Annotated in this window: 30 protein-coding genes; 22 read left to right on the top strand and 8 right to left on the bottom strand. The window is 42.2% G+C overall.

Annotated elements, in window-relative coordinates; genetic code table 11:
- Positions 1-5: 5 nt before the first annotated feature.
- Positions 6-185 (bottom strand): hypothetical protein, encoded by a 180-nt coding sequence (locus ACR42H_RS18060; RefSeq protein ID WP_113881278.1) that lies wholly within the window; start codon positions 183-185, stop codon positions 6-8.
- 226 nt (positions 186-411) lie between these two features.
- On the opposite strand from ACR42H_RS18060, the gene ACR42H_RS18055 reads away from it, so the two are divergent.
- Entirely contained in the window at positions 412-693 is a 282-nt protein-coding gene (locus ACR42H_RS18055) for a hypothetical protein (protein ID WP_436372347.1), read from the top strand.
- Between the two features lie 118 nt (positions 694-811).
- Entirely contained in the window at positions 812-1,189 is a 378-nt protein-coding gene (locus tag ACR42H_RS18050) for a VOC family protein (protein ID WP_436372345.1), read from the top strand.
- A gap of 100 nt (positions 1,190-1,289) precedes the next feature.
- On the opposite strand, the gene ACR42H_RS18045 is transcribed toward ACR42H_RS18050, so the two are convergent.
- Complete coding sequence (locus tag ACR42H_RS18045) at positions 1,290-1,802, bottom strand: DUF3231 family protein (protein ID WP_113881281.1); 513 nt, start codon at positions 1,800-1,802, stop codon at positions 1,290-1,292.
- A gap of 147 nt (positions 1,803-1,949) precedes the next feature.
- On the opposite strand from ACR42H_RS18045, the gene ACR42H_RS18040 reads away from it, so the two are divergent.
- Positions 1,950-2,264 (top strand): hydrolase, encoded by a 315-nt coding sequence (locus ACR42H_RS18040; protein WP_113881282.1) that lies wholly within the window; start codon positions 1,950-1,952, stop codon positions 2,262-2,264.
- Between the two features lie 21 nt (positions 2,265-2,285).
- On the opposite strand, the gene ACR42H_RS18035 is transcribed toward ACR42H_RS18040, so the two are convergent.
- Together ACR42H_RS18035 and ACR42H_RS18030 are read right to left on the bottom strand one after the other, a co-directional pair.
- Complete coding sequence (locus tag ACR42H_RS18035) at positions 2,286-2,516, bottom strand: hypothetical protein (RefSeq protein WP_113881283.1); 231 nt, start codon at positions 2,514-2,516, stop codon at positions 2,286-2,288.
- A gap of 35 nt (positions 2,517-2,551) precedes the next feature.
- Positions 2,552-2,881, bottom strand: coding sequence for a hypothetical protein (locus tag ACR42H_RS18030; protein WP_436372342.1), 330 nt, complete (start codon positions 2,879-2,881; stop codon positions 2,552-2,554).
- 242 nt (positions 2,882-3,123) lie between these two features.
- On the opposite strand from ACR42H_RS18030, the gene ACR42H_RS18025 reads away from it, so the two are divergent.
- From ACR42H_RS18025 to ACR42H_RS17970, 12 genes are all read left to right on the top strand, one after another.
- On the top strand, positions 3,124-4,206 hold the full coding sequence (locus ACR42H_RS18025) for a hypothetical protein (RefSeq protein ID WP_436372340.1): 1,083 nt from the start codon (positions 3,124-3,126) through the stop codon (positions 4,204-4,206).
- A complete protein-coding gene (locus ACR42H_RS18020; protein ID WP_436372338.1) occupies positions 4,193-6,361 on the top strand; it encodes a molybdopterin oxidoreductase family protein in 2,169 nt (722 codons plus the stop codon). Before ACR42H_RS18025 ends, ACR42H_RS18020 begins: the two co-directional genes overlap by 14 nt.
- Complete coding sequence (locus ACR42H_RS18015) at positions 6,362-6,922, top strand: 4Fe-4S dicluster domain-containing protein (protein ID WP_009333499.1); 561 nt, start codon at positions 6,362-6,364, stop codon at positions 6,920-6,922. It begins immediately after the preceding gene.
- A gap of 12 nt (positions 6,923-6,934) precedes the next feature.
- Entirely contained in the window at positions 6,935-7,459 is a 525-nt protein-coding gene (locus ACR42H_RS18010; RefSeq protein WP_113881287.1) for a Rieske (2Fe-2S) protein, read from the top strand.
- Positions 7,449-7,640, top strand: a complete 192-nt coding sequence (locus ACR42H_RS18005) for a hypothetical protein (protein WP_113881288.1) — start codon at positions 7,449-7,451, stop codon at positions 7,638-7,640. The genes ACR42H_RS18010 and ACR42H_RS18005 overlap by 11 nt, the downstream gene beginning before the upstream one ends.
- 6 nt (positions 7,641-7,646) lie before the next feature.
- Positions 7,647-7,958 (top strand): hypothetical protein, encoded by a 312-nt coding sequence (locus tag ACR42H_RS18000; protein ID WP_113881289.1) that lies wholly within the window; start codon positions 7,647-7,649, stop codon positions 7,956-7,958.
- The gene (locus ACR42H_RS17995; protein ID WP_113881290.1) at positions 7,945-8,220 is read left to right on the top strand and encodes a hypothetical protein; all 276 of its coding nucleotides are present in this window, start codon (positions 7,945-7,947) and stop codon (positions 8,218-8,220) included. The genes ACR42H_RS18000 and ACR42H_RS17995 overlap by 14 nt, the downstream gene beginning before the upstream one ends.
- Positions 8,221-8,225: 5 nt before the next feature.
- Positions 8,226-9,734, top strand: coding sequence for a nitrate/nitrite transporter (locus tag ACR42H_RS17990; protein ID WP_113881291.1), 1,509 nt, complete (start codon positions 8,226-8,228; stop codon positions 9,732-9,734).
- Between the two features lie 34 nt (positions 9,735-9,768).
- The gene (locus ACR42H_RS17985; RefSeq protein WP_113881292.1) at positions 9,769-10,419 is read left to right on the top strand and encodes a sensor histidine kinase; all 651 of its coding nucleotides are present in this window, start codon (positions 9,769-9,771) and stop codon (positions 10,417-10,419) included.
- 182 nt (positions 10,420-10,601) lie between these two features.
- Positions 10,602-11,255: a response regulator gene (locus ACR42H_RS17980; protein ID WP_113881293.1), complete on the top strand. Its 654-nt coding sequence runs from the start codon at positions 10,602-10,604 to the stop codon at positions 11,253-11,255.
- Complete coding sequence (locus ACR42H_RS17975; RefSeq protein ID WP_113881294.1) at positions 11,245-11,697, top strand: GAF domain-containing protein; 453 nt, start codon at positions 11,245-11,247, stop codon at positions 11,695-11,697. Before ACR42H_RS17980 ends, ACR42H_RS17975 begins: the two co-directional genes overlap by 11 nt.
- Positions 11,698-11,720: 23 nt before the next feature.
- On the top strand, positions 11,721-13,448 hold the full coding sequence (locus ACR42H_RS17970; protein WP_436372333.1) for a PAS domain S-box protein: 1,728 nt from the start codon (positions 11,721-11,723) through the stop codon (positions 13,446-13,448).
- Between the two features lie 44 nt (positions 13,449-13,492).
- Here the strand turns inward: ACR42H_RS17970 and ACR42H_RS17965 are convergent, their stop codons facing one another.
- The 4 genes from ACR42H_RS17965 to fbpA form a co-directional block, all read right to left on the bottom strand.
- The gene (locus ACR42H_RS17965) at positions 13,493-14,683 is read right to left on the bottom strand and encodes a chromate transporter (protein WP_113881296.1); all 1,191 of its coding nucleotides are present in this window, start codon (positions 14,681-14,683) and stop codon (positions 13,493-13,495) included.
- An 11-nt stretch (positions 14,684-14,694) separates the two neighbouring features.
- Positions 14,695-15,003 carry a PadR family transcriptional regulator gene (locus tag ACR42H_RS17960; protein ID WP_113881297.1) on the bottom strand — a complete coding sequence of 103 codons (309 nt, stop codon included), beginning with the start codon at positions 15,001-15,003 and terminating at the stop codon, positions 14,695-14,697.
- A gap of 150 nt (positions 15,004-15,153) precedes the next feature.
- Positions 15,154-15,291, bottom strand: coding sequence for a hypothetical protein (locus tag ACR42H_RS17955; RefSeq protein ID WP_166672445.1), 138 nt, complete (start codon positions 15,289-15,291; stop codon positions 15,154-15,156).
- Between the two features lie 13 nt (positions 15,292-15,304).
- Positions 15,305-15,469, bottom strand: a complete 165-nt coding sequence (gene fbpA, locus ACR42H_RS17950; protein WP_113881298.1) for a Fur-regulated basic protein FbpA — start codon at positions 15,467-15,469, stop codon at positions 15,305-15,307.
- A 183-nt stretch (positions 15,470-15,652) separates the two neighbouring features.
- Here fbpA and ACR42H_RS17945 point away from each other — a divergent pair, with 183 nt between their 5' ends.
- The 7 genes from ACR42H_RS17945 to ACR42H_RS17915 all read left to right on the top strand — a co-directional run bounded on the left by ACR42H_RS17945 (position 15,653) and on the right by ACR42H_RS17915 (position 24,964).
- Positions 15,653-15,976 carry a MerR family transcriptional regulator gene (locus ACR42H_RS17945; RefSeq protein ID WP_035329590.1) on the top strand — a complete coding sequence of 108 codons (324 nt, stop codon included), beginning with the start codon at positions 15,653-15,655 and terminating at the stop codon, positions 15,974-15,976.
- Between the two features lie 199 nt (positions 15,977-16,175).
- On the top strand, positions 16,176-16,928 hold the full coding sequence (locus tag ACR42H_RS17940) for a threonine/serine exporter family protein (protein ID WP_436372329.1): 753 nt from the start codon (positions 16,176-16,178) through the stop codon (positions 16,926-16,928).
- Between the two features lie 24 nt (positions 16,929-16,952).
- Positions 16,953-17,396 carry a threonine/serine exporter family protein gene (locus tag ACR42H_RS17935; RefSeq protein WP_113881300.1) on the top strand — a complete coding sequence of 148 codons (444 nt, stop codon included), beginning with the start codon at positions 16,953-16,955 and terminating at the stop codon, positions 17,394-17,396.
- A gap of 168 nt (positions 17,397-17,564) precedes the next feature.
- Complete coding sequence (locus tag ACR42H_RS17930; RefSeq protein ID WP_436376995.1) at positions 17,565-19,280, top strand: ABC transporter ATP-binding protein; 1,716 nt, start codon at positions 17,565-17,567, stop codon at positions 19,278-19,280.
- Positions 19,281-19,616: 336 nt separating this feature from the next.
- On the top strand, positions 19,617-21,356 hold the full coding sequence (locus tag ACR42H_RS17925; RefSeq protein ID WP_436372326.1) for a serine hydrolase: 1,740 nt from the start codon (positions 19,617-19,619) through the stop codon (positions 21,354-21,356).
- Between the two features lie 69 nt (positions 21,357-21,425).
- The gene (locus tag ACR42H_RS17920) at positions 21,426-23,540 is read left to right on the top strand and encodes a glycoside hydrolase family 3 protein (protein WP_436372324.1); all 2,115 of its coding nucleotides are present in this window, start codon (positions 21,426-21,428) and stop codon (positions 23,538-23,540) included.
- Positions 23,541-23,704: 164 nt separating this feature from the next.
- Positions 23,705-24,964 carry an exo-beta-N-acetylmuramidase NamZ family protein gene (locus ACR42H_RS17915; protein ID WP_436372322.1) on the top strand — a complete coding sequence of 420 codons (1,260 nt, stop codon included), beginning with the start codon at positions 23,705-23,707 and terminating at the stop codon, positions 24,962-24,964.
- Positions 24,965-25,000: the final 36 nt, after the last annotated feature.

Here is a 25,000-nt window from a genome sequence, read left to right as displayed (position 1 = left end):
TTTCCTTATTGGGAATGGCTTTTTTTATACCTGAATTTGTTTTTCAAATGATGGAGTTTTTGTTTAATTAAAAACGGTTTGTCACTTTTTCCGAATACCTTACGATTCACCATAAATTGAATCGTTTCTTCCAAAATAGCGAGGATAATAATAGGGATGAAGATTACCAGAATCCAAAACCACATGCCTCTGCTCCTTTCGACTGATCGGCATACAATTTAATTATATTCAGGAATGAATAGAAAATGATGTATATGGAAGAAAAATCCAAATATTTTTCTGGCTGAACCATGTCCTGGTTATTTTCTTAAATAACCTTTTATTTCTGAAATAAACTTCTGCTTTTTTAAAGGTTCTATATAGTTTAATGAAAGGGCATTCGGGAAAATAGCTTAAAAAGGAGGTCCTGACATGAAAACAATAAATGTAGAGATTCAGTATGATGATCAGGAAATGAATAATAATCAGACAAAAATATTTGATCAATTGAAGAACCAGCTCGAGGGAACAGGATTTAAGGTGGCAGCGATTATGGAAAATGATCAATACCTAAAGGAGCATTCCGGTCTTCCCAATCAAAAGAAAAACAAAGTGCTTTCATCTCAGCCTGAAGGAGCAGAACCAGATATCAATTCCAGCGGTGCCGGCGGTATGGTTTCCCCTGATTCCAGTGAAAGCAAATATTCTGAGTAAGATACATGAGCAGCCTTAGTTCTCATTTCGGACTAAGGTTTTTTTATTTTTAAAGAGGAATTAATACGTTTGGATATAATTTGCAAAAATAGAGAGTTTGTTAGGAGGAGGCTCATTTTTGAGTCAAAAGCTCTTAAGAGTGGGAACAGTCTACATACCTGTCAGAAATGTAATGGATTCCTTAAACTGGTACACAGAGAAGCTTGGAGCAGCAGAAAGCTTTAGGGATGAAAAGGGGAAAATGGCCATAATCAATATGGCAAGCCAAAGCTTTTTCCTTTTGGAAGCACCTGAAGAGGAAAGTTTTAATTTTAAGGATTCTGACGGAAGATTGCGATTTTGTTTAACTTTTGAAGTCGATGGAATAACAGAACTCGAAAACTTGCATCGGGAACTTCTTGAGAAGGAAGTAAATACAGGACCTATCGAAAATCGCGGGCATCCTGGCAGAAATTTTGTGTTTTCTGACCCGGACGGCAACATATTTGATGTTTAGAGTGAACAAAGCCAAGTTTTAAGAAATAACTTTTAGGCAAGAGAGCAGACAATGGACTCTGCTCTCTTTTTACATATGGTCATAACTCTGCAGCAAATCCTTAGCAATTATCTGATTTGTGAAGATGAAGCGGCGGAGGAATAAGCCAGCCTTTTTCTTTATTCATTCGAAGAACCTTAACACCTAAAGCAGCTTTCTGAGTATGAAACTGGCCAAACATGCCTGCGATATCTTCACGGATGCATTGGCCCATGATTGTACTGCAGCCAACCAATCCTGCTGCCAGATCTCCTGCTAATTTTGCAGCAACTTCAGGATCCATAAATCTGGCGCCAGCAGGAATATCGTTTACACAGGCTTCAGGTCTGTCAGGCGGTGATGGCGGAAGACCGATCCCGTTTTCCTTTAGCAGATCCTCAATTTGTTCCTCTTCCTGCTTGCAGAGGCGGATGGCTTCTTCAAGCATTTTTTTCAAGTCCCCATCTCCAGAGTGGCTAAGCATCGTTTGGTAGGCAGAGGCCATTCCCTTTCCTGCCAGCAAATAAGACCATGTGCTATAAACCTCGCCATAATGCAAAGGCTCGTCCTTTGGATTTCCGCTTAAAATACCCATTATATACCTCCTGAAAAGATTCATTGTGCCACCTTCCTTGTAATGCACAGCTATATCATGCCCAACAAGCATCTTAAAATTTCAAAATGGTTAAACTTCCTCAGTTTGTGGTAAATACCGTATAAAAGATAGAGGAGATGAAAAACAATGGACCAAACAAAAAAAACATATTATATAGATATTGAAAATGCGCAGATCTACACAGAACCAGTTGAAGCAGCCGAATGGCAATTTAAAATTTATGCAACAGACGAAGAATTAGCTCATTTAAATGAATACATTAATGAGAATTATGATGCAGATCTTAAAACATTTGCACGTGCACATGTCCCTTTCCTGGAGTACCACAAAGAATCAAAAAATGATGAATATGATGCATCCATGGAAGGCATATATAAAATGATTTATGATCTGGGTGATGACGAAGCCCGGAGACATATAGAAGGGATGGGAATATTATAGTCGGAAAAATGCAGCTGGTCTTTAAACGGACTGGCTGCTTTTGAAAAGATAATACATAAAAAAAGAACCGTCTGTTCTGTTTTCATCAGAATAACGGTTCTTATATTTGCTCCTGTATGATTGTTCTTTTTTGGTTTTTGTTTTTCTTGTGCGCATGTCCGCATACGCAAATGGGCTTCGATTGCATTCAGGGTTTCTTTTTCCCTCACGTACTGCTTTTTCCCTTAACTTCTTCGCAGCTGATTTAGCCATATTACCAACTCCTTTTCATGATTGTACCATAGTGCCTACGATGGAGGAATAACATTTGTTAACAGTAAGATAAAGAAAACAAGACCAATAAGTAAAAAGATAACCGAACCGAGAACAGCATAATTAGGTCTGAAGCTGAACTCCTCTCTTTTAGATAAGAATCCAGTCATAGCACTTGCGGTGCTGTCCATAAACTTCGTCACCATACCGCCGCTGCTTGAAAACCATACAGTTAAAGCTGTAAACAACACACCTGAAAAAAACATGATTTCGATGAATCGGATTGAAAAGGCTCGTGAAGCAAGCAGGGTAATCAGAGTTTCTGCAGCAAGTGTAATGAGCAGTATAAAAATATTTTTTTTCATAATTCCGCCTCCTAATTAGAAAATACGCATGAATATGGAAAAAGTTTCAATATTTTCGCAAGACCTTTGAAAAGGTCTTTTTTTATTGGTGCATTCTATGCAGCAGCATGTTCATTTAATATCCTTTCATAAAGATAGGGGAATTTCCCCCCCTCTAATGGGGAAGTTCCCCGATATTGAAAAATTCCTCCCGCTTTTACAATAAAGTTAAGGTAATTGTTTGTGAATGAGGAGGAGTTAATATGCAGGCGAAAGCTGCAGTCAATCAAAAAACAGGAAACACATTAAACAATGCGTTTGCATCTCATTTTGCCAAGTCGATGTTTTTATCTGTTACAGCATTAGCTATTCTTTCTTTTATTGGCACTAGAATGTTTACACATGTTGATTTAAACCTGTACGGATATATGGTCGGAACGATTGTGTTTATTGGAGGGTTCTTCTATAGGTTCATTGCCTGGGGCGAAAGGCCGCCAACAAAGCTTATCCTGAAAAAAGGATTGAAGCTGCTATTAAGAAAGTCAACGCCAAAAACGTCTGTTGAGCATCTTGCAACTTACAATTTTATCTGGAATAGGGGAATTTACCGATGGACTCAGCATGTGCTGATCGGCTGGGGCTGCATCCTATCCTGCTTCGTTACATTCCCTCTAGTTTTCGGTTGGATGTATTTTACGATGGATGACAATGGTCATTACAACATAATTGCAATGGGCATAAAGGTAATGACTGTCCCTGCGGATGGCATCATTGCCAACCTTTCTTATAACGCGCTGAATATTACAGCAATAATGGTAATCGCAGGGGTTTGCATGGCGCTGTACCGCCGTCTGAAAAATATGCAGGCAAGAGCAGAGCAGAACTTCCTATATGATTTCATGCCTCTTTATATGCTGCTTCTAGTCAGCATTACGGGGCTGGCTTTAACCTTTATGAATATCTTTTTACACGGTGCGGGACAGCCGGCAATGTCACTGATCCATCAGTGGTCAGTCATCATTACACTGATTTACCTGCCATTTGGAAAGCTTGCACATATTCCTTTCCGCCCAATGAGTGTTTTGGCAAGAAACTACAGAGAACACTATGCCGAACAGGGAATGAAGGAATGCAAGGTGTGCGGAGATCAGTTTGTTTCATCAGAACAATCAAAAGATGTCGTCGATGTACTCGGCGTAAACGATATTGAATTTAAAGCAAAGGAAGGACATCATCTTGCAGAAATGTGCCTCCCTTGCAGAAGGAAATACCGGATCGCACAATTTTCCGGATTCCCTACTCATGAAGTGAAGGTCAAGGAGGCAAACCAGAATGCAAAGGGATAAGTTTTTTAAAGAAATTGAGAATCTAAACCATCCGAATGAAAAATTGATAAAAACACACTGCAGTTATTGCGGCATGCAATGCGGAATGAACTTGAGGGTTAATACACAGACAAATAAAATCATTGGGGTCGAGCCCCGTTATGACTGGCCGGTTACGGTCGGGAAAATGTGCCCCAAAGGGGTTACCGCCTACCAGCAGACCAACCACAAAGACCGCCTGCTGAAACCGCTGATCCGGGATGATGCTTCTTTAAAAGGAACCACAAAAGGGTTCCGTGAAGCAAGCTGGGATGAAGCATACGATTTAATTGCAAAAAAATTCAAAGAGCTTCAAACAGAATACGGAAAGGATTCTCTCTCCGTCTTCAGCGGGGTATCAATGACAAATGAAAAATGTTATTTAACAGGTAAATTTGCCCGTGTTGCTCTTGCCACGCGATATATTGACTATAACGGCCGTTTCTGTATGTCAAGTGCTGCAGGCGGATTCCTCCGTTCTTTCGGTGTCGATAGAGGGTCAACCTTGCCTTGGACAGATATTCATGAAACAGATTGCCTGTTTATCGCCGGAAGCAATACAGCTGAATGCCATCCGACTTCCATGTTCCGCATTTGGAACGTTCAGGAAAGAGGCGGTTATATCATTGTAGTCGATCCCCGGGAAACGCCAATTGCCAGAAGAGCTGACCTTCATCTCGACCTGCAGCCCGGAACAGACCTTGCACTTGCAAACGGGATTGTTAATCAATTGATTAAAATGGGCTATATAGATGAAGAGTTTATTAATAAACATACCAACGGATTTGAAGAAACAAAGGAACTTGTAAAGGATTTCACACCTGAACATACAAGCATGCTGACTGGTGTGGCGCCGGAAAAAATCATTCGCGCTGCAGAAATATACGGAAAAGCTCCAAATGCAGTTGTCATGTTTGCCCGAGGTGTTGAACAGCAGCATAAGGGTGTTGATAATGTTTCCGCCTACACCAATATGGCGCTTGTTACTGGAAAGATCGGCCGTCCGAAAGCCGGAGTAGCCACATTTACCGGGCAGGGCAATGGACAGGGCGGAAGAGAGCATGGACAAAAATCGGATTTGCTTCCTGGCTACCGAAAAATTACGAACCCAAAACATGTTGAAGAAGTATGCAGCGTTTGGGGAATTACACCTGAAGAAATGCCACAGCCTGGTGTATCTGCTTATGAAATGATTGAGCTGATGGAGAAAAAAACGATTCGCGGTTTATACCTTCTATGTTCGAATCCTGCTGTATCTGCACCAAATCTAAATTTTGTCAGGAAAGCATTTAAGACCTTGGATTTTATGGTATGCTCCGATTTCTACCTTTCTGAATCGGCAGAATTTGCAGATGTTGTTCTTCCGGCAGTTACATGGTCAGAGGATGAAGGAACAGTAACGAATATTGAAGGCCGCATAATTAAAATCAATAAAGCTCAGGAACCTGTAGGGGAATCGAAGCCGGACTGGCAAATCCAAGTGGAGCTGGCTGAACGCTTAGGAAAAGGAAAATACTTTTCTCACCTAAAAACCGCACGAGATGTTGCAGATGAGTTCAGACTGGCTACCAAGGGCGGCTATGCTGATTACTATGGAGCTACCTGGGATAAAATCGACAAGCAGGATGGAGTTTTCTGGCCATGCAAAAATGAAAATGATGAAGGGACACCACATATGTTCCTTGATAAGAAATTTTATCATCCGGATGGCAAAGCAAAAATATGCGCGCTGCCATACCGTCCGCCAGCGGAAGAACCATGTGAAAAATATCCGCTCCGTTTAACAACTGGCCGGGTGGTTTACCATTACCTATCTGGCAATCAGACTAGAAGAATTCCATTCCTCCATGATATGTGTCCTGAACCATTTGTGGAGATCCACCCGGAAACAGCATCAAAATATAATATGGAACATGAAGAAAGGGTCCGTTTATTTACCAGAAGAGGCGAGGCCATCTATAAAGTCAAAATTACGGAAGCCATCCGCAAGGATACCGTCTTTGTTCCATACCATTTTGGACATGAAGATTCTATTAATCTATTAACAATTGCGGCGTTAGATCCTATTTCCCGAATGCCTGAGTTCAAGGCATGTGCTGCACAGCTGGAAAAAGTCGAATTAAAGAAGGTGCAATAAATGAAGAAGAGGCTGTATTTAGAACTTGAAAACTGTATAGGATGCCGTTCTTGTCTGGCAGCATGTACACAATGCGGGGGGCATGAGGAGCGCAACAGAAACTATGTGTATGATGTAAATCCTCTTGTGAACCGGCAGACGATGCCTCTCATGTGCCTTCACTGTGAAAATCCGGCATGTGCCCGAAGCTGTCCGGCCCAGGCCATCCAAATTCATGAGACAGGCGCTGTGTTATCTGCACTGGTGGAAAAGTGTATTGGCTGTCAGAACTGCACAATTGCCTGCCCATATGGCATACCAAAATTTGATCAAGAACAGAACTTAATGTACAAATGCGACCTATGTATTGACCGTACTAAAGATGGAATTCCCCCTATGTGTGCGAGTGTATGTCCATCTAATACACTGCAATGGCTCACAGATGAAGAAATTGAAAACAAGAAGAAGCAATTTAACCTTGATAACGGCAAATGGGTAACAAGCATGCCATATCTTGAAGGTGAAACAAACGTAAAGGTAAATCTGCCGGGAATCCTGCAGGGAATTACAAAGCTGTTTTAGGAGGGATTAGGGATGTCTGATAAGAATAACAAGATTCCCTTTAATGAAGATAATTATACGCATAATATCGAACGGAATAACGAAAGAAAACTGGATAGACGCGGGTTCATGAAAACTTTGGTTGGTGCCGCCGGTGTGTTTGCGGTTTCCTCCCTTCCCTGGGGGGCAGTAGCTGCCAAAGAATTAATGGGGCTTGGCGAAAAGGAATATCCTCATAAGAAAATAACCGATGTAAGCAAGCTGCCAATCGGTGATGCAGTGGAGTTCAAGTTTCCTGGGGATCATGATGACGCAATTTTAATACGCTTATCAGAGAACAAATATGTTGCCTATCAGAATGCTTGTACACATTTGCGCTGCCCGGTATTTTGGGTAAAGGAGCAAGGTGAAATGATCTGCCCTTGCCACCATGGCAAGTTCGATGTGGAGACTGGTTCGCCAACTGCGGGGCCGCCAAGAAGGCCGCTTCCCGAAATCCAAATTAAGGTGGAGAATGGAGCAATCTTTGCAGTGAGGGTGAAACGTTATGAGGCGTAGCTTTCTGGGTGTCATCATTTTGGCCGCGATATTAATGATGAATATTATCTTTACCCAATATATGGTCCACCAATACTATTACGAAAACTATGAAAAGGTATTGATTTTCGGCGGACTGAATATTGTTCTTTTTCCCTTGGCCGTATTCGCTTATAAAAAGACGATTAACATGAGGGCGTGATTTTTTATGAACAGTGAAACATATCTTGATTTTTGTTTTGTAAGAGAACAATCCGGGGATTTTGCTCCAGAAGTTGATCAGCTCCTTTCCGAACTCTTCAAGGGAGTCCGCCTCAACTGGTATTTGGATGAGAAGTCTAATGACGGCATGGACATTGTTGTAGCAGAGATAAAAGGCATGAGCAAATGGCAATCAGAAGAGGAAACCATTGAATTCATAGAAGAAAATGCAAGTGAATCATTCTGGAAATATCTGCAGGGTTATCAAATGTATATTTACCCTGCTAAAAGAGGGTGCGGCAGCTGTGGAACTCATTAGAAAAGAAGATTTGGACGGCTTTGTACGGCAAAATGTGCAGGTGGCAATTTTAGATGAAGAGGGAAATGACAAAGCCCCTTTTGTTCACAAAGAAATAATAAAAACCGGGCTCTGTCCGGATGGAACACATTTGCGTATTTATTTTGACCACATGAATTTTTTTGCAGTTCCGCTGACATCCTGTGTGGAAGCATCTGACAGCAGGTGGGCTGCTCTTGATCAGGAAGCCGGATTAAAATATGTAATAAAGAAGAGAGCGTGAACACGATGATTAGAAAAATACAGCTGCCATTGCAGACGTTAAACTTAGTAGCCGGGTTTATGGTTTGGGTGCTGATATCCTCCCTTATGCCGTTTATAAAGGAAGATATCAATATTCCAGCCGACAAGCTAGCCCTTGTAACAGCAGTTCCGGTGATCCTTGGATCGCTGCTCCGTATTCCTCTGGGTTATTATGCTAATCAGTTTGGAGCAAGAATAATCTTTATATTGAGCTTTATTCTTCTATTATTTCCAGTCTATTTTATCAGTATAGCTGATTCCATTACTGATTTACTGATCGGAGGATTATTCCTCGGTCTTGGAGGAGCGGTGTTCTCTGTTGGTGTTACATCTCTTCCAAAGTATTATCCAAAGGAGCGCCATGGGTTTGTAAATGGAATATACGGGGCAGGCAATCTTGGAACAGCCATAACCGCATTTGCGGCGCCGGTTGTTGCCACAAAGTTTGGATGGTCCCTAACCGTACAAATCTATCTGGTCCTGCTCGGAATCTTCATTGCAGCAAACTTCTTGCTTGGTGATAAAAAAGAAGTTAAGGTGCAGACACCGCTTCTGGAACAGATTAAAGGCGTCTATAAAAATGAAAAGCTGTGGCTGCTGAGCTTATTCTATTTCATTACTTTCGGGTCATTTGTTGCGTTTACCATTTATCTGCCAAATTTCCTGGTAGCTCATTTTGAACTCGATAAAGTGGATGCGGGATTAAGGACAGCCGGATTCATCGTCCTTGCAACTGCCATGAGACCGATTGGCGGCTGGCTTGCAGACCGTTTCCATTCATTAATTCTTCTAATGTTTGTCTTTGGGGTTTATACCATCTCTGCAGTGATTCTATCATTATCTCCGTCAATTACATGGTACACATTTGGATGCTTAAGCATTGCTCTATCAGCTGGAATTGGGAATGGTGTTATCTTTAAGCTGGTGCCTATGTACTTCCAGAAGCAGGCGGGTATCGTAAACGGAATTGTTTCCGCAATGGGCGGCCTGGGAGGATTTTTTCCGCCGCTTATATTGACCCTGTTATTTAATATCACCGGCCATTATGCGATTGGCTTTATGGCATTGTCAGAAGTGGCGCTTGCCAGCTTGATTCTGGTTGTTTGGATGTACTTCCAAGGTAAAATGGAAATTGCGGGCCAGGTGATTGATCATACAATTGAAGGAATTCTGGTAACGGATAGGGGAGGTAAAATAATCTCTGTAAACCCTGCTTTCACAGAAATAACCGGGTACAAGGAAGAGGAAGTAGTCGGCAAAAATCCTAATATCCTTAAATCAGGAAAGCAGACTAAGGGCTTTTACCAGGACTTATGGACTTCAATTGAAAAAAATGGATTCTGGCAAGGGGAAATATGGAATTGCCGCAAAGACGGAGAAGAATATCTCCAATGGCTTACCATTAGTGCTATTAAAAATGATGCTGGAGATGTAGTTCAATATGCGGGCATGTTCAGTGACATTTCCAGTCATCGGGTAAAAAAAGCAAAGTAAATGCAAAAATAAAGTCTTAAGGAGGAGGGGTGGAATGGAAATCCAGCCGGCAAAGAAAAATATCAGTTCCTATATTATTCAATCTCAGGAAGATGAGATCAAGCGCATCGCCCTGGAGCTTCACGAAGGGGTCGGGCAGACGCTTTACAGCTTATATACAGGCATGCAGTTCATTCAAACTGCTGTGGATCAGCCCGAAATGAAAGGCTATGTTGGAGATATGGCGCAAATGATGGAAAAAACAATTCAGGAAATCAGGCTTCTGGCTGTGGAATTGCATCCCCCTGCCCTGGGAACCCTCGGCCTGCTGCCGGCGCTGAAAAGTTATCTGAAATTATACACTTCCACATATGGAATAACAGTGGATCTTCAAAATGAGGGGATGGAAGTCCAAATCAGTGAAAGGGAAAGCATAACTTTGTTTCGGGTTTGCCAGGAAGCTCTGGCAAACATAGCCAGGTATGCTGACACAATGAGTGCATCCATCTTCCTGCAATGGAAACCGGGACAGCTTTCTATTAACATTGAAGACAAGGGGATGGGCTTTGATGTTGATGCTGGGATGCAAAAATCGTCTGGCCTTGCTGCAATGATTGAAAGAATGTGTTTAATCAGCGGCAAGTGCGTCATCAGCTCCAAAATCGGCGAAGGGACTACAATAGATATCAGCCTTCCGTTATACTAAGATTATACATAACAAGGGAACTGCGCAAAGCGGCTCCCTTGTTGCCTATAAAAGATAATTTTTTAACACTGGAACTGTTACTTTGTACTTCAAGAACTGTCCGGCGAAATCAGTCTGCCCCTCGGGCAGGCAAAGGCCCTTGTGCTTTTCTCGTGCGGACAAATGGTAAAGGGGGAGCAAGGTTGATCAATATATTACTTTGCGATGACCACGCGGTAGTCAGAATGGGTTTGAAAATGCTATTAAATAACCATGAAGATATGCAGGTGGTTGGTGAAGCTTCGGAAGGCAACGAGGGGATTCAGCAGGCTATTGAATTAAAGCCTGATGTGGTAGTAATGGATTTGAGCATGCCCCATGGAAAAGATGGCATGTCTGCAACGTCAGAATTGAAAAAATTAAAGCCGGAAATACAGATCCTGATTTTGACCATGCATGATGATGAAGAGTACCTATTCAGGGCGATCCAAGCGGGTGCGTCCGGATGTATTTTAAAAAGTGCTCCTCATGATGAACTGCTCGCAGCAATCCGGTCTGTTGCAAGCGGGAATGCCTATTTGCATCCGTCTGCAACTAAAAGGCTGATGGAAGAATATATCGGAAGTGTAAAGCAGGGGAACACTGATACATTCAACCTGTTGTCTGACAGGGAAAAAGAGGTTCTTACATTAATAGCCAAAGGATTTTCCAATAAGGAAATTGCTGAACAGCTTGTGATTAGTGTAAAGACAGTTGAAACCCATAAAGGTAATTTAATGGAAAAACTTCAGATGAAGACCAGGCCGGAACTTGTTGCATATGCCTTAAAGAAAGGGCTGCTTGGTTATGGAATATAAGGGGGGCAGTCCGGGAGAAAGCGCACTTATTGATCAGGCTTGTGAAAAGGTGCTGACAGAGCTGGACTGTGATTTTGTCGGATTGGCACTGCAAAATACAGATGGCCCGGATGTAAGATGGCATTATGCTGCAGGAAATAGCAACGAAAAGTATAAGAGGATTACAGTAAGGTACGGCAAAGGCATTGCAGGAAAGGTGATTTCAACCGGAAGGCCTATGTACGTAGAAAACTTCCCCGAAAATGTTGCTGGAAAAGCATTGGAATACCCGATTATGCTTGCTGAAGCCCTGAAGCATGCATATGCTGTTCCCATTCATTTTAAGGGAATTCCCAAAGGGGTCCTCTTGATCGGGAAGCGGTCCGGTCAGCCTATAAATGAAAACATGCAAAGCACTGCAAGGAATGCAGCGAGGACACTTGAACTAAAGCTGAATGGTTAAAAAATGCAACTGGAGGTACGTAAATGGACAGGAATAATCAGTTGCCTAAAAAGAGAGAGATTGCTCCTGATTCCAGTGATGCAACGATTCTTGTTAATAGATTTGGGATCATCTCCTTTGCGAACGAGCAGGCGCAAAAGCAATTTGGATACAGGGTAAATGAGCTGCAGGGGAAGAGCCTAAAGGAACTGCTCCCTGAGATCACTCTGCATGAAACTGAAGAGGGTAAAGTGGTTCACCAATATGGCCAGCATCATAATGGTCAGGTATTTTCCATTTTTTATAGAATTAATTCTTTCAAGCAGGGAGAAGAAACCTATTATTTAATCGTCTTTCATTCAGTCAAAGACCGTTCCCGATTAAAAAAGCAGCAATCATATTCATTAAAGGAATTGGTTGATCTGCAATTTGCCCTGGATGAATCAACAATTGTGGCCTTTACAGACCAAAAAGGAAAAATTACGTATGTGAATGAAAAGTTCTGTGAGGTGTCGAAATATTCTGCGTATGAACTGGTTGGTAGAGACCATAGAATTATCAATTCATCCTACCATTCCAAGGATTTTATGCAGAACCTTTGGGAAACCATTTTGAGCGGGGAAGTCTGGCGCGGCGAAATTAAAAATAAAGCTAAAGACGGAACTTATTATTGGGTGGATACCACGATCGTCCCCTTCATTGATGACAAAGGAAAGCCATATAAATATCTGGCGATCCGGAAGGAAATTACTGAATATAAGCGTGTTGTGGAGGAACTGAAAAATTCCGTAAACGAGCTGATTGATTTAAAGTTTGCCCTGGATGCATCATCCATCGTGGCAATTACTGACCAGAAAGGCACCATTACTTATGTGAATGATCAATTCTGCAGCATCTCAAAATATTCACGGAAAGAATTACTTGGACAGGATCATAGAATTATCAACTCAGGATACCACACCAAAGATTTTTTCAGAGATTTATGGAAGACGATTTCTTCCGGGAAGGTATGGAAAGGAGAGATCAAGAACAGAGCTAAGGATGGCACACATTATTGGGTGGATACCACAATCGTCCCATTCCTTAATGAAAAAGGGAAACCCTATCAGCATCTTGCTATTCGCCATGAAGTCACGCAAAGAAAAAATGCAGAAGAAGAGCTGCAAAAAATGATGACCAGAATCATTGATGTTCAAGAGGATGAACGGAAAAGGCTGTCTCGTGAGCTTCATGACGGAATAGGACAGAATTTGTACAGCCATCTGATTACCATTAATAGGCTTCAGGCGGAAATAAGCCACCCGCTCCTTGATCAAATGCAGGATGAGGCTGCTGAAATCATTGAGGAACTGAGAGACCTTTCATGGGAACTGCGTCCTTCTGTGCTTGATGATCTTGGTCTGATACCAGCGATTCGATCCTACCTGGTCCGGTTTTCAGAACATCACAATATCAACGTCCATTTTGATTGCTACTTGGCTTCCCGTCTTAGTTCAAATAAAGAAATCACCATCTACAGGATCATTCAGGAAGCCCTGACAAACATAAGGAAATATGCTGAAACAGATGAAGCAGCAGTCACAATCAGGCAGATGGAAGAAGAAATCCGTATTGTCATTGAAGATAAAGGCAAAGGGTTCAATGTTAATGTAGTCTCCAGAGGAGTCGGTCTTTTTAGCATGGAAGAACGAGCAAAAGCTGCGGGCGGCTCCATAAAAGTTTATTCAGCAGAAACTAAAGGGACAAGAATTGTACTTGAAATACCGATATAGAAAAAGCTGCCTAATCCAGGCAGCTTTTCTTATTAGATGCGTTTTTAAACTATTGATCCTAATATCGTTCCGCCGATGGCACCTGTCACAACAATAATCCAGGGCGGCAGCTTCCAATAAACAAGCATGCTGAATAGTATTGCTGCAAAGGCAAAATCAGCCGGCTCCAGGATGCTGCTGGTCCAAATTGGGTGATAAAAGGCAGCGATTAAAATGCCGACAACTGCAGCATTTACACCCATTAATGCACCCTTTATTTTAGGGTTGCTGCGAAGTGTGTCCCAAAATGGGAGGGTGCCTACTATAAGCAGAAAGGCAGGCAGGAAGATCGCGGCCGCTGCAAGCAAACCGCCTTGCCAGCCATTCATCACTGCCCCAAGATAGGCAGCAAAAGTAAATAACGGCCCTGGCACTGCCTGGGCTGCACCGTAGCCAGCCAGAAAAGCTTCTTCACTTATCCAGCCTGTTGGGACAAATTCACGTTCCAGCAAAGGTAGGACAACATGGCCGCCCCCGAAAACCAGAGATCCGGAGCGATAAAAGCTGTCAAAAAGAGCAACCCAATCCAATGCGGTTAACTCCCTTAAAATTGGAAGGATTATTAAAAGGGCGAAAAACAACACTAAACAGCCAATCGCAAAACCTTTTGAAATGGGGAATTCCATACGCGCTTCCTTGTTATCTGCATGCTTCTTGTAGAGTAAAAATCCAATAAATCCAGAGATAAGGATGACCGCTATCTGAGTAATGGCTGTCTGCCATAAAAGTGTGGCAATAATCGCGAACAGTGCCAGCGTTTTTCTCGGCAGGTCAGGTACAAGCTTTTGTGCCATTCCCAAAACCGCATGAGCTACTACAGCCACTGCGACAATTTTGAGTCCATGTATCCAGCCGGCTTCCGCGGGATTAATGCCTTGAAGAAGAATGGCAAAAATAATCAGGGCAATAACAGATGGCAATGTGAAACCAAGGAAGGCCATAATGCCGCCGGCTACGCCAGCCCTCATAACACCAATGCCAATGCCAACCTGGCTGCTCGCCGGTCCGGGCAGAAACTGACAAAGTGCAACTAAGTCTGCGTAGGTTTTCTCATCCATCCATTTCCTTCTGCGGACATACTCATCGTGAAAATAGCCGAGATGAGCTACAGGTCCCCCGAAAGAGGTAAGTCCAAGCCTTGTTGAAACCATTAATATTTCCAGTAAAGATTTTAAGCCAGTTCTGTTTTTGTTCATATGCATCTCCTTTAGTCTTTAATCTCTTTAAAAAGCTCATAAGCTTTTTTTCTGGCTTCCTCGAGCACTGAAATTCCTTTAGCTGTTGCAGTATAATATTTTCGGATTCGGCCATCTACATTTTTCTTCTCCTGATGAAGCAGCCCGTCTGATTCCATCGAATGCAGGATAGGATACAATGTTCCGGAACTGATGCTATATCCATGCTCTTTCAGCTCTTCCACCATCCAGGCGCCGAAAACAGGGTGTTCCTTTGCATGGTGAAGTATATGGATCTGAATAAACCCCAGGAACAGCTTTCGCAATATTTTATCTTCCAAGCAAATGCCTCCTTGTTAATTTCGAAAACCGATATCGGGATTCGATAATAGAATGATACCAAAATAATGATGACAAAAAAAGGGGGAATTATAAATTTACAAAACTTTAACATAGATATAAAAAAGAACGCTCTTCCAAGCGTTCCATTATTAACTATTTTGTTCATTTCTTAAAATTTCATAAGCATGATCACCGGCCGCGGCCGTTAAACTTTCCCACAGCTGATCACGCAATAAATCGAGTTCAATAATCCTTCTCGCCAGATCTATTGTATTTTTTGTTTCCATAAGGGCCTCCTGATTAATAACGGCTTTGATTGCTGTGTTTTTTAAATATTACCTCAAGTTCTGTTAAGGTCAGCTTTTGCAGAGCCGGTTCAGAATGCTGATATTCGCTTCCTGATTTGACCAGCAGGTCGATTAAGTATTGCCGTTTTTTCTCAATGGCCTTCCGTAAATATTGCATTCATTATCTCCTCTTTCCTTTAATGTTTTTGTTTATTCTAAAAGAAATTTAGCTCTTATTCATGTATTATGTTAAGTTTTCTTACATTGTTTTTGCTGTATTGTAAGATTTTCTGACAGGATTGATGAAAGTGATTGAAAGATTAGTATAATGAAAGAAAATGGTTAGATTGAGGTGACATGATTGGAAAGAGAATCATCCTACAAAACCAGAAAAGTCATTTCGATTGGGACAGTCAGCGAACTGACAGGACTTAGTGAACGGCAGATTCGGTATTACGAAGAGAGAAAATTGATTTTCCCTGAAAGATCAGAACGCGGAAGCAGGAAATATTCTTTTAGCGATGTAGAGACGCTCATCGACATAGCCAACAAAAGGGAGGAGGGAGTCCGAACGGAAGAAATCCGCTCGGAATTAAAGAGAAAAAAGAAAAAAGACGATCAGGCATCACGTTCAAAAATGATTCAGGGTCAGCTTAATGCGCAGTTTGGAATCCGGAAGAAATAATGGGGAAGTGATTATTCTGCAAGGGATAATCGCTTTTTTTATTCAGCTTCTTTTCTGCTTTTAGAATATGCCGCGGGAGTTTACGGCACATTTTTATATAAATTTTAGACAAAAGGTCTTTCTTTCGTTTACCATTTCCGTTAAGATGTAACCCTATATATGAAGGTTTTAAATTTTGATCTGTAAAGCAGGTGAAAGAATGGGGAAAGAATTCCCTCCAACAATAGAAGTAATAGAGATCTGCTTGCTTGCCGGGAAAATCATGCTTCAGGGCGGTGCAGAAACGTATCGGGTAGAGGACACAATGACCAGGATTGCAGCCTCCCTGGGTATACCGCACTCGCATAGCTATGTGACGCCAACTGGAATCATATTTTCAACGGATGGAACTGAACCGGCAAAGCTGATTCGGATTTCAGAACGGTCAACGGATTTATATAAAGTGACATTAGTGAACGGAGTTTCACGCAGGATCAGCAGCGGTGAACTTGATGGAAAGGAAGCCTTGGAAAGGCTGAAGGAAATTGAAAGTGCCGACTATACTTTCCCTGTTTATCAGCAGATTCTTGCAGCCTCCATTGCAAGCGGCTGCTTTTTAATTATGTTCCTTGGAAGCTGGACAGATTTTATTCCAGCCATGATTGCAGGCGGTCTGGGGTTTGTTTCTTTTATACACGTACATAGAGTGGTCCAGATAAAATTTTTCTCTGAATTTATTGCTTCATTATTAATTGGCCTTATCGCCTATTTCTTTGTGTACACGGGAGCGGGAACAGAACTTGATAAGATCATCATTGGTTCAGTCATGCCGCTCGTTCCGGGGCTGCTGATCACGAATGCAGTCAGGGATTTAATGGCCGGGCACCTTGTTTCTGGTCTTTCAAAAGGGGCTGAAGCCTTTTTGACGGCATTTGCCATTGGAGCTGGGATTGCTCTTGTATTCACTTTCTAAATGCATTAGCGGAGGAATATGCGTATGTTTATGTTGACACATATGATTACAAGCTTTATTGCTTCAGCAGGCTTCGGGGTGCTTTTCAATGCTCCGAAAAAATCGCTGCTGAAATGCGGGTTTGTCGGGATGGTTGGCTGGTTTGTTTATATTTGGCTTGTCAATTGGCAGTATGATGCTGTCATTTCGTCATTAATTGCTGCTTTTACCATTGCCGTGATCAGTCAGATTTTTGCCAAAATGTATAAAACACCTATTATTATATTCAGTGTTGCCGGCATCATTCCATTGGTCCCAGGAGGGATTGCTTATGATGCAATGCGGAATTTTGTTGAAAATGATTATAATACGGCAATACAGCTGGCTGCGAAGGCATTCATGATATCCGGGGCAATCGCAGTCGGACTTGTCATTTCAGAGGTAATCAATCAAATGATCCGGAAAGTTCAGTTCAAATCTAGAATCTAAATATCAGCGAAGGACGATTACATCGGCCTTTTTAAGAATTTAAGCCATAATGGACCTCTAACTTTCAGACTCGTTCCAGAAATATATAGGGACGGGTTTTTCTTGTAATATATTCCTGGTGAATTTATAATCCTATTATGTTTGATTTTTTCAGAAAAGGAGATTATGATGATCCGACGGTTTTTTAGCTACTATAAGCCGCATAAGCGCCTATTCATTCTTGATTTTAGTTCCGCGGTATTCGTGGCAATTCTTGAATTGGGCTTTCCTCTTGCGGTTCAGTGGTTTATCGACAGCCTGCTTCCAAGCGGGAATTGGTCCATGATTGTTTCTGTAAGTGCCGGTCTGCTTGCTCTTTATTTGACCAGCACACTTCTCCAGTTTGTTGTTAACTATTGGGGTCACAAGCTGGGCATCAACATCGAAACAGATATGAGGCAGCAGCTTTTTCAGCACGTTCAAAGGCAGTCTTTCCGTTTCTTCGATAATACCAAAACAGGGCATATCATGAGCCGGGTGACAAATGATCTTATGGATATCGGAGAGCTCGCCCATCATGGCCCGGAAGATTTATTTATTGCGGTTATGACGTTTGTGGGTGCATTCTGGATCATGCTGACAATCAATGTGAAACTAGCTCTTGTAACGATATTTGTTCTTCCTTTTCTTGTATGGCTGATTACATTCTGCAATATTAAAATGAACAAAGCATGGAAAAGGATGTACGGTGAAATTGCCGATGTGAACGCCCAGGTTGAGGATAGTGTATCTGGAGTGCGTGTGGTTCAGTCTTTTACAAATGAAAGCTATGAGATTAAAAGATTTAGAGAAAACAATGGCAGATTCCGTCTTGCCAAGCTTGCAGCATATAAGATTATGAGTTTCAGTGCTTCCGGAGTCTATATGCTGACCAGATTAGTTACGCTGATTGTTCTTGTGTACGGTTCCTGGCTGAGCTTCAACGGGCAGCTATCATATGGAGAATTGGTTGGATTTGTGCTTTATGTGAATGTGCTCTTAAAACCGATTGATAAAATTAGCGCCCTGATGGAACTGTACCCAAAAGGAATGGCTGGCTTCAAACGCTTTTTGGAAATTATTGATACGGAGCCAGAGATTGAGGATGCAAAAGATGCCATTGAGGTTGTATCCTTAAGGGGAGATATCCGCTTTCAAGATGTAGCATTTAGTTATGACAAGCATAAAGCGGTGCTTCAGGGGATTGACCTTCAAATAAAAGCAGGTGAAACAGTTGCTTTTGTTGGACCTTCAGGTGCCGGAAAGACAACGATTTGTTCTTTGATTCCACGCTTTTATGATGTAAATAGCGGAAGCATTAAGATCGATGGCATGGATATCAGGGACATGACGAAAAAATCACTGAGATCACAAATCGGCATTGTTCAGCAGGATGTCTTCCTGTTTACCGGTACACTGAAAGAAAATATAGCTTACGGAATGCTTGGGGCAACAGACGAGCAGATTGCGGACGCGGCGAAAAAAGCTCACCTGCAGGACTTCATTGCATCTCTTCCGGATGGCTACGAAACTCAAATTGGGGAACGGGGATTAAAACTGTCTGGCGGACAAAAACAAAGAATTGCCATTGCAAGAATGTTCCTGAAAAATCCGCCGATTTTGATTTTGGATGAAGCAACATCGGCATTGGATACAGAAACAGAGCAGATTATTCAAACTGCGTTGAATGAGCTTGCCGTAAACCGCACTACACTTGTGATTGCCCACAGGCTTGCAACCATTCGAAATGCAGACAGAGTAGTGGTGGTTACAGAAGACGGCATAGCCGAAGAAGGTACACATGATGAGTTAATAGAACAAGGCGGGATCTTCGCGGGTCTCCATAATGTGCAATTCCAAAGATGAAGCAGAATCCGTAATGGATTCTGCTTTTTTGTCTAAATGGAGACCTATGCAAAAATACTGTTTCATCAAACAAACCTGGAAAAATGCAAAGAATATTAGAAACTAGCAAACAAGCATTCATTTTTACATAGAAAGCTGGGAATTCTGCAAACAAATCATGAGAGTCAAAAGGTGAAATGCTAAATTTTCAGAACAGTCAAAAAGAACTATCGATTTAATTAAATATATGGAAGTTTTTAACTAGAACAGGACTTATGTGGTATAGACAACTATACTCTATCTCTATTAATCTTACAGTATGTAAACCCTTTCAAACATAAAGGAGGTTATTGGCTGATGAAAGTTCATAAAATTAAAGGAGGCAGTATGAAAAATAAAACCAAGCTTGTTGCGCTATCTGCAGCACTTAGCACATCACTCTTTATTCCGGCAGCATATCCGGTATCTGCGCAGAGCGCGGAAGGAGTTAAGCCAACAATGGAAATGAAGAATAATAAAGATGTGAAATACAAAATTCATCCGATTTTTTCATGGGATCGCCCTGGGCCGATTTCCCCTATTCTTCATCCAGGTTCAGCGGCGGGAGCTGGAATGGTTCAGCAGCCGCTCAATGAAATCGATCCACTTATGGAAGAGATGATTTCAGAAGGAGTAATGCCGGGTGCTGTCACTTTTGTAGCAAGGCGGGGCCATATTGTCAAACATGATGCATACGGATATTCCTACCGCTATACGGATGATAAATTCACTGAAGCGCAGAATCCGATTGAAATGACGGAAGATACAATCTTTGATCTGGCTTCAATCAGTAAGATTTTTACAACGACTGCTGCGATGATATTGTATGATGATGGCCGCTTTCAACTGGATGATCCTGTTGCGAAATATATCCCCGAGTTTGCTGAAAACGGCAAGGAAAATGTAACAATTCGCCAGCTGATGACACATACTTCAGGTTTTACTGCATGGATTCCTTTATATTCACAAGGAAGCAGCAGAAATGATCGCATGCAAATCGTTTTTAAATATCCATTGGCCAATGAACCGCGTGAAGCGTATACATATAGCGATTTGAATATGATTACACTCGGTGCACTAATCGAACGCCTTTCAGGACAAAGCCTGGATGAGTTTGTGAAAAACCGCATAGCCAAGCCCCTCGGTATGAAGGATACGATGTATAATCCTCCTGAATCTTTGAAACACCGGATTGCAGCCACGGAATATCAGCCTGCTATCAGCAGGGGCCTAGTCTGGGGGGAAGTTCATGATGAAAATGCCTGGTCCCTTGATGGCGTTGCCGGACATGCAGGTGTCTTTTCCACTGCATCCGATCTTGCTAAACTTGCCCATATGTATGTGAATGATGGGCGTTATGGCAGCAAGCGGATTTTAAAGGAAGAGACGGTGAAAATGCTGATTCAAAACCAGATTCCCCAATTTCCCGGTGATGATCATGGACTTGGCTGGGAGCTTGGTCAGGGATGGTTCATGGATGCTTTATCAGAGGGAACATCGCTTGGGCATACAGGGTACACTGGAACATCCATTGTAATAAACCGGAATAATGGCACGATTGCGATTCTCTTAACAAATCGTGTCCATCCATCAAGAAATACAGTTACAACGAATATTGCAAGGCGAGGATTTGCAAGACAAGTAGCAGATTCCATTCCTGTTGCAATCCCTGGAAAAGGAGATGCCTGGTTCTCAGGATATGGAGATAAAATTCAACATAATTTAACGGCAAAAGTGGATCTCGAAGAAGAGGCGGTCCTGTCGTTTGATACCTGGTACAGAACTGAAAACAATGCGGATATGGCCTTTGTAGAGGTCTCAGAGGATGGCGTCAATTGGACACAGGCGGCACAGCCATTAACAGGCAGCAGCATCGATTGGAAAAACGAAAAACTAACGATTCCTGCAGAAACCTCCCACATTCGATTCCGATACCAGACAGACAGTACAGTAAACGGAAGAGGCTGGTATGTTGATAATGTAAAACTCAGGCTTTCAGATGGCCAAACAGTGACGCCTGCCTTCTCAGGAAACGGGTGGAAAAAAAGAAATTACTAGCATTCGATTTTTTAGTGAAAAGTAAGCTTAAGTGCATATGAAATAAATGCAGTAAGGACGGTGGAAGAAATGGTTAAAGCCCGTAAATTAATGTTCATTTCCCTTCTCGCAATTACACTTGCCGTTTCACAGTTATGGATCGGAGGAACCTTGAAGCAAGCATCTGCAGAAAGTGCAGCAAAGGATTTAATCATCCTTCAGAATGTGCCTGAAATCAGCACAGAGAATAGTGGAGATGCATTTCAATTAAAGGCGCTTCATGTATATAAAGAAGGACATTTCATGGGAGTTTCAGATGGTGTGAAATGGAAATCTTCAAATAAAAATGTTGCAGCAGTTGATCAGGCTGGGAATATCACCTTAATGGGGAAGCCCGGAAAAATATTCATTAGTGTAACAGACGGAGTATATAAGGACCGTATTGCACTTCAAATAAAACCTGATGGCAAAAAGCACAGCAATAGCAAGCCAGTTTTTAAAGTGAAAATCATTAAGGAGCATGGGAAACGGTATGATCTCATTAGCCGAGCAGTGAAAAACATGTCCATTGAAGAGAAGGTCGGCCAGATGCTGATGCCTGATTTCCGCACCTGGAAGGGACAAAATGTCACTGAAATACTGCCGGAAATTGAGAAGCTGGTAAAAGAATATCATCTTGGAGGGGTCATTTTATTCCGTGAAAATGTAGTGACAACAGAACAGACAGCCACACTGGTTTCAGACTATCAGAAAGCTGCCGATAAATTCGGCTTATTGATGACGATTGACCAGGAAGGCGGAATTGTTACACGTCTTCAATCAGGAACGGACATGCCTGGCAATATGGCATTAGGAGCTGCCCGTTCTGAGGAAATTTCCCGAAAGGTAGGCAAGGCGATTGGAGAGGAACTTGCATCACTAGGCATTAATATGAACTTTGCACCTGTCATGGATGTAAATAATAATCCCGACAATCCGGTAATTGGCGTTCGTTCATTTGGTGAGGACCCGCAGCTTGTCGCTGACATGGGTGTTGCTTATACCGAAGGATTGCAATCAGCTGGTGTTGCCGCTACTGCAAAGCATTTTCCCGGACATGGAGATACAGCAGTAGACTCACATCTTGGATTGCCTGAAGTACCACATGACAAAGAACGTCTAAAAAAAGTTGAATTGTACCCTTTTCAAAAGGGAATGGAAGCAGGGATTGATGCGATCATGACAGCACATGTTACCTTCCCTAAGATTGATGATACAAAAGCAATCTCGAAAAAAACGGGTGAAGAAATTGCAGTTCCGGCCACTCTTTCCCATAAAGTGCTGACAGAACTTATGAGGGAAGAAATGGGCTATGAGGGTGTCATTACAACAGACGCAATGAATATGAATGCCATCGCGGAACATTTTGGACCAGTTGACGCGGCTATTCGGGCAGTTAAAGCTGGAACAGATATTGTGCTAATGCCTGTTGGACTTCAAGAAGTTGCGGAGGGGCTATTGAATGCTGTGGAGAATGGAGAAATATCAGAAAAACGCATTGAATCATCAGTTGAACGCATTTTAATTCTGAAAATTAAGCGGGGAATAATTAAAGAAGAGACACCACAGCCGATTGATGAAAAAATTGCAAACGCACGTGAGATTGTTGGATCAGAAGAACATAAACAAATAGAAAAAGAAGCAGCTGAACGTTCAGTCACATTGGTTAAAAATGAAAGAGATGCACTGCCGTTACAATTATCTGCTGAAGATAAAATTGTCGTTGTCGGCAATACGTATATTGCAGACTTAAAGAACGCAATCACCAAGTTTCATGCAAACACAACGGTCATCCAGACTTCAAGCTTTGCATTAACGGAAGAACAAAAGCAGCAAATCAGGAATGCCAGCGCAGTTATTGTGGGCTCCTATACGTTTAATGTTTCAGGCCGCTCACCGGACAGCGCTCAGATGAAAATGGTTAATTCCATCATTGCGGAATCAGAAGCTCCAGTCATTTCGGTTGGCATCCGTAACCCATATGACATCATGGCTTATCCGGAAGTTGATGCCTACATTGCACAATACGGATTCAGGACGGCAAGCTTTGATGCATCTGCAGGTGTTGTTTTTGGCCAGGTAAGTCCTTCAGGTAAATTGCCTGTAACAATTCCGGGTACAGATGGCAGTATTTTATATGAATTTGGCCATGGATTGAGCTATTAGGCACACTGCTATTTATGAATAGGAGAGGGTACAGGAAGCCTTAGGGATTTGAGCGTACCTTCAATCTTAAGAATTTGAGGATTGTCTTGCTCCAGGGCCTTCCCCCTCGAGGTTTAGGGGGTGGGCAGGGAGCTTCCGCTTTTCTGATCAAGGAGGGAATATATATGAAGAAATGGTTTATGGGATTTTTGACAATGATTCTCGTACTTTCTTCTTTAACAGTTGTGCTTGCAGATAACGGCAATGGCAAAGGAAAAGGCAAGAAAAAGAAATTCGAGCTTGGAGTTGAAGTTCTTTTAGATGATAAGAAGGATCTCATAGAAGGGAAAAGAGTGGGCTTAATCACAAACCCGACTGGGGTAGACCAGAATTTAAACAGCATTGTCGATATTCTGCACAATGATCCCGATGTGGAGTTAACAGCTTTATATGGCCCGGAACATGGAGTACGCGGAAGTGCACAGGCGGGAGAATACGTTGAGTATTATATCGATGAAAAGACAGGGCTTCCTGTTTACAGCTTATACGGAAAAACCAAAAAGCCTACACCTGAAATGCTGGAAAATATAGACGTGCTTCTGTTTGATATCCAGGATGTTGGAACACGTTTTTACACGTATATTTACACAATGGCATATGCGATGGAAGCAGCAAAAGAAAACAATATCCCTTTTATCGTGCTGGACAGGCCAAACCCTCAAGGTGGAACAAAGGTTGAAGGACCAGTCCTCGATATGAAGTATTCCTCATTTGTGGGGAATTATTCGATCCCGCTCCGGCATGGGATGACTGTAGGTGAACTGGCCGAATTATTCAATGATGAGTTCGAAATTGGTGCAGATTTAACTGTTGTCAAAATGAATGGCTGGAAGCGAAATATGTATTATGATGACACCAGCCTTCCGTTTGTCATGCCGTCTCCAAATATGCCCACTTTAGAAACTGCTTTAGTATATCCGGGAGCTGCATTGATTGAAGGGACGAATGTTTCTGAGGGGCGCGGAACAACGAAGCCGTTTGAATTAATTGGAGCACCATTTATAAACTCTGATGATTTGGCTGGACATTTGAACAGTCTGAATCTTCCAGGGGTAACCTTCAGAGCTGCTTCGTTTACACCAAGCTTCTCTAAGCATGCAGGACAGCTTTCCCATGGGATTCAGATTCATGTTACACATCGCGATGCATTCAAGCCTGTCGAGACCGGACTTCATATTGTAAAGGCGATCCATGATATGTATCCGGAAGACTTCGAATTCCGTGCAGAGAACAGTGCAGGGATTTCATTCTTTGACAATCTGATGGGCAATGGCTGGGTCCGTGAAGACATTGAGGAAGGGAAGCCAGTTGAAGAAATCTCCTCCAAATGGCAGAAAGAATTAAAACAATTCAAAAAGACACGTGAGGAATATTTACTCTATTAAACTCGAGGAAAGAACTTGGCGGCAAAATGCCCCAGG

Source organism: Cytobacillus sp. BC1816 (assembly GCF_051353635.1).
Lineage (GTDB): Bacteria > Bacillota > Bacilli > Bacillales > Cytobacillaceae > Cytobacillus > Cytobacillus oceanisediminis_C.
Note: the sequence above shows the minus strand (reverse complement) of the source record. Positions and strands in the feature narration are given on the sequence as shown.

Bases quoted from the DNA above. Each gene is read 5' to 3' on its own strand.
- ACR42H_RS18060 (WP_113881278.1), bottom strand. From the start codon at position 185: ATGTGGTTTTGGATTCTGGTAATCTTCATCCCTATTATTATCCTCGCT.
- ACR42H_RS18055 (WP_436372347.1), top strand. From the start codon at position 412: ATGAAAACAATAAATGTAGAGATTCAGTATGATGATCAGGAAATGAAT.
- ACR42H_RS18045 (WP_113881281.1), bottom strand. From the start codon at position 1,802: ATGGGTATTTTAAGCGGAAATCCAAAGGACGAGCCTTTGCATTATGGC.
- ACR42H_RS18040 (WP_113881282.1), top strand. From the start codon at position 1,950: ATGGACCAAACAAAAAAAACATATTATATAGATATTGAAAATGCGCAG.
- ACR42H_RS18035 (WP_113881283.1), bottom strand. From the start codon at position 2,516: ATGGCTAAATCAGCTGCGAAGAAGTTAAGGGAAAAAGCAGTACGTGAG.
- ACR42H_RS18030 (WP_436372342.1), bottom strand. From the start codon at position 2,881: ATGAAAAAAAATATTTTTATACTGCTCATTACACTTGCTGCAGAAACT.
- ACR42H_RS18025 (WP_436372340.1), top strand. From the start codon at position 3,124: ATGCAGGCGAAAGCTGCAGTCAATCAAAAAACAGGAAACACATTAAAC.
- ACR42H_RS18020 (WP_436372338.1), top strand. From the start codon at position 4,193: ATGCAAAGGGATAAGTTTTTTAAAGAAATTGAGAATCTAAACCATCCG.
- ACR42H_RS18015 (WP_009333499.1), top strand. From the start codon at position 6,362: ATGAAGAAGAGGCTGTATTTAGAACTTGAAAACTGTATAGGATGCCGT.
- ACR42H_RS18010 (WP_113881287.1), top strand. From the start codon at position 6,935: ATGTCTGATAAGAATAACAAGATTCCCTTTAATGAAGATAATTATACG.
- ACR42H_RS18005 (WP_113881288.1), top strand. From the start codon at position 7,449: ATGAGGCGTAGCTTTCTGGGTGTCATCATTTTGGCCGCGATATTAATG.
- ACR42H_RS18000 (WP_113881289.1), top strand. From the start codon at position 7,647: ATGAACAGTGAAACATATCTTGATTTTTGTTTTGTAAGAGAACAATCC.
- ACR42H_RS17990 (WP_113881291.1), top strand. From the start codon at position 8,226: ATGATTAGAAAAATACAGCTGCCATTGCAGACGTTAAACTTAGTAGCC.
- ACR42H_RS17985 (WP_113881292.1), top strand. From the start codon at position 9,769: ATGGAAATCCAGCCGGCAAAGAAAAATATCAGTTCCTATATTATTCAA.
- ACR42H_RS17975 (WP_113881294.1), top strand. From the start codon at position 11,245: ATGGAATATAAGGGGGGCAGTCCGGGAGAAAGCGCACTTATTGATCAG.
- ACR42H_RS17970 (WP_436372333.1), top strand. From the start codon at position 11,721: ATGGACAGGAATAATCAGTTGCCTAAAAAGAGAGAGATTGCTCCTGAT.
- ACR42H_RS17965 (WP_113881296.1), bottom strand. From the start codon at position 14,683: ATGAACAAAAACAGAACTGGCTTAAAATCTTTACTGGAAATATTAATG.
- ACR42H_RS17955 (WP_166672445.1), bottom strand. From the start codon at position 15,291: ATGGAAACAAAAAATACAATAGATCTGGCGAGAAGGATTATTGAACTC.
- fbpA (WP_113881298.1), bottom strand. From the start codon at position 15,469: ATGCAATATTTACGGAAGGCCATTGAGAAAAAACGGCAATACTTAATC.
- ACR42H_RS17940 (WP_436372329.1), top strand. From the start codon at position 16,176: ATGGGGAAAGAATTCCCTCCAACAATAGAAGTAATAGAGATCTGCTTG.
- ACR42H_RS17935 (WP_113881300.1), top strand. From the start codon at position 16,953: ATGTTTATGTTGACACATATGATTACAAGCTTTATTGCTTCAGCAGGC.
- ACR42H_RS17930 (WP_436376995.1), top strand. From the start codon at position 17,565: ATGATCCGACGGTTTTTTAGCTACTATAAGCCGCATAAGCGCCTATTC.
- ACR42H_RS17925 (WP_436372326.1), top strand. From the start codon at position 19,617: ATGAAAGTTCATAAAATTAAAGGAGGCAGTATGAAAAATAAAACCAAG.
- ACR42H_RS17920 (WP_436372324.1), top strand. From the start codon at position 21,426: ATGGTTAAAGCCCGTAAATTAATGTTCATTTCCCTTCTCGCAATTACA.
- ACR42H_RS17915 (WP_436372322.1), top strand. From the start codon at position 23,705: ATGAAGAAATGGTTTATGGGATTTTTGACAATGATTCTCGTACTTTCT.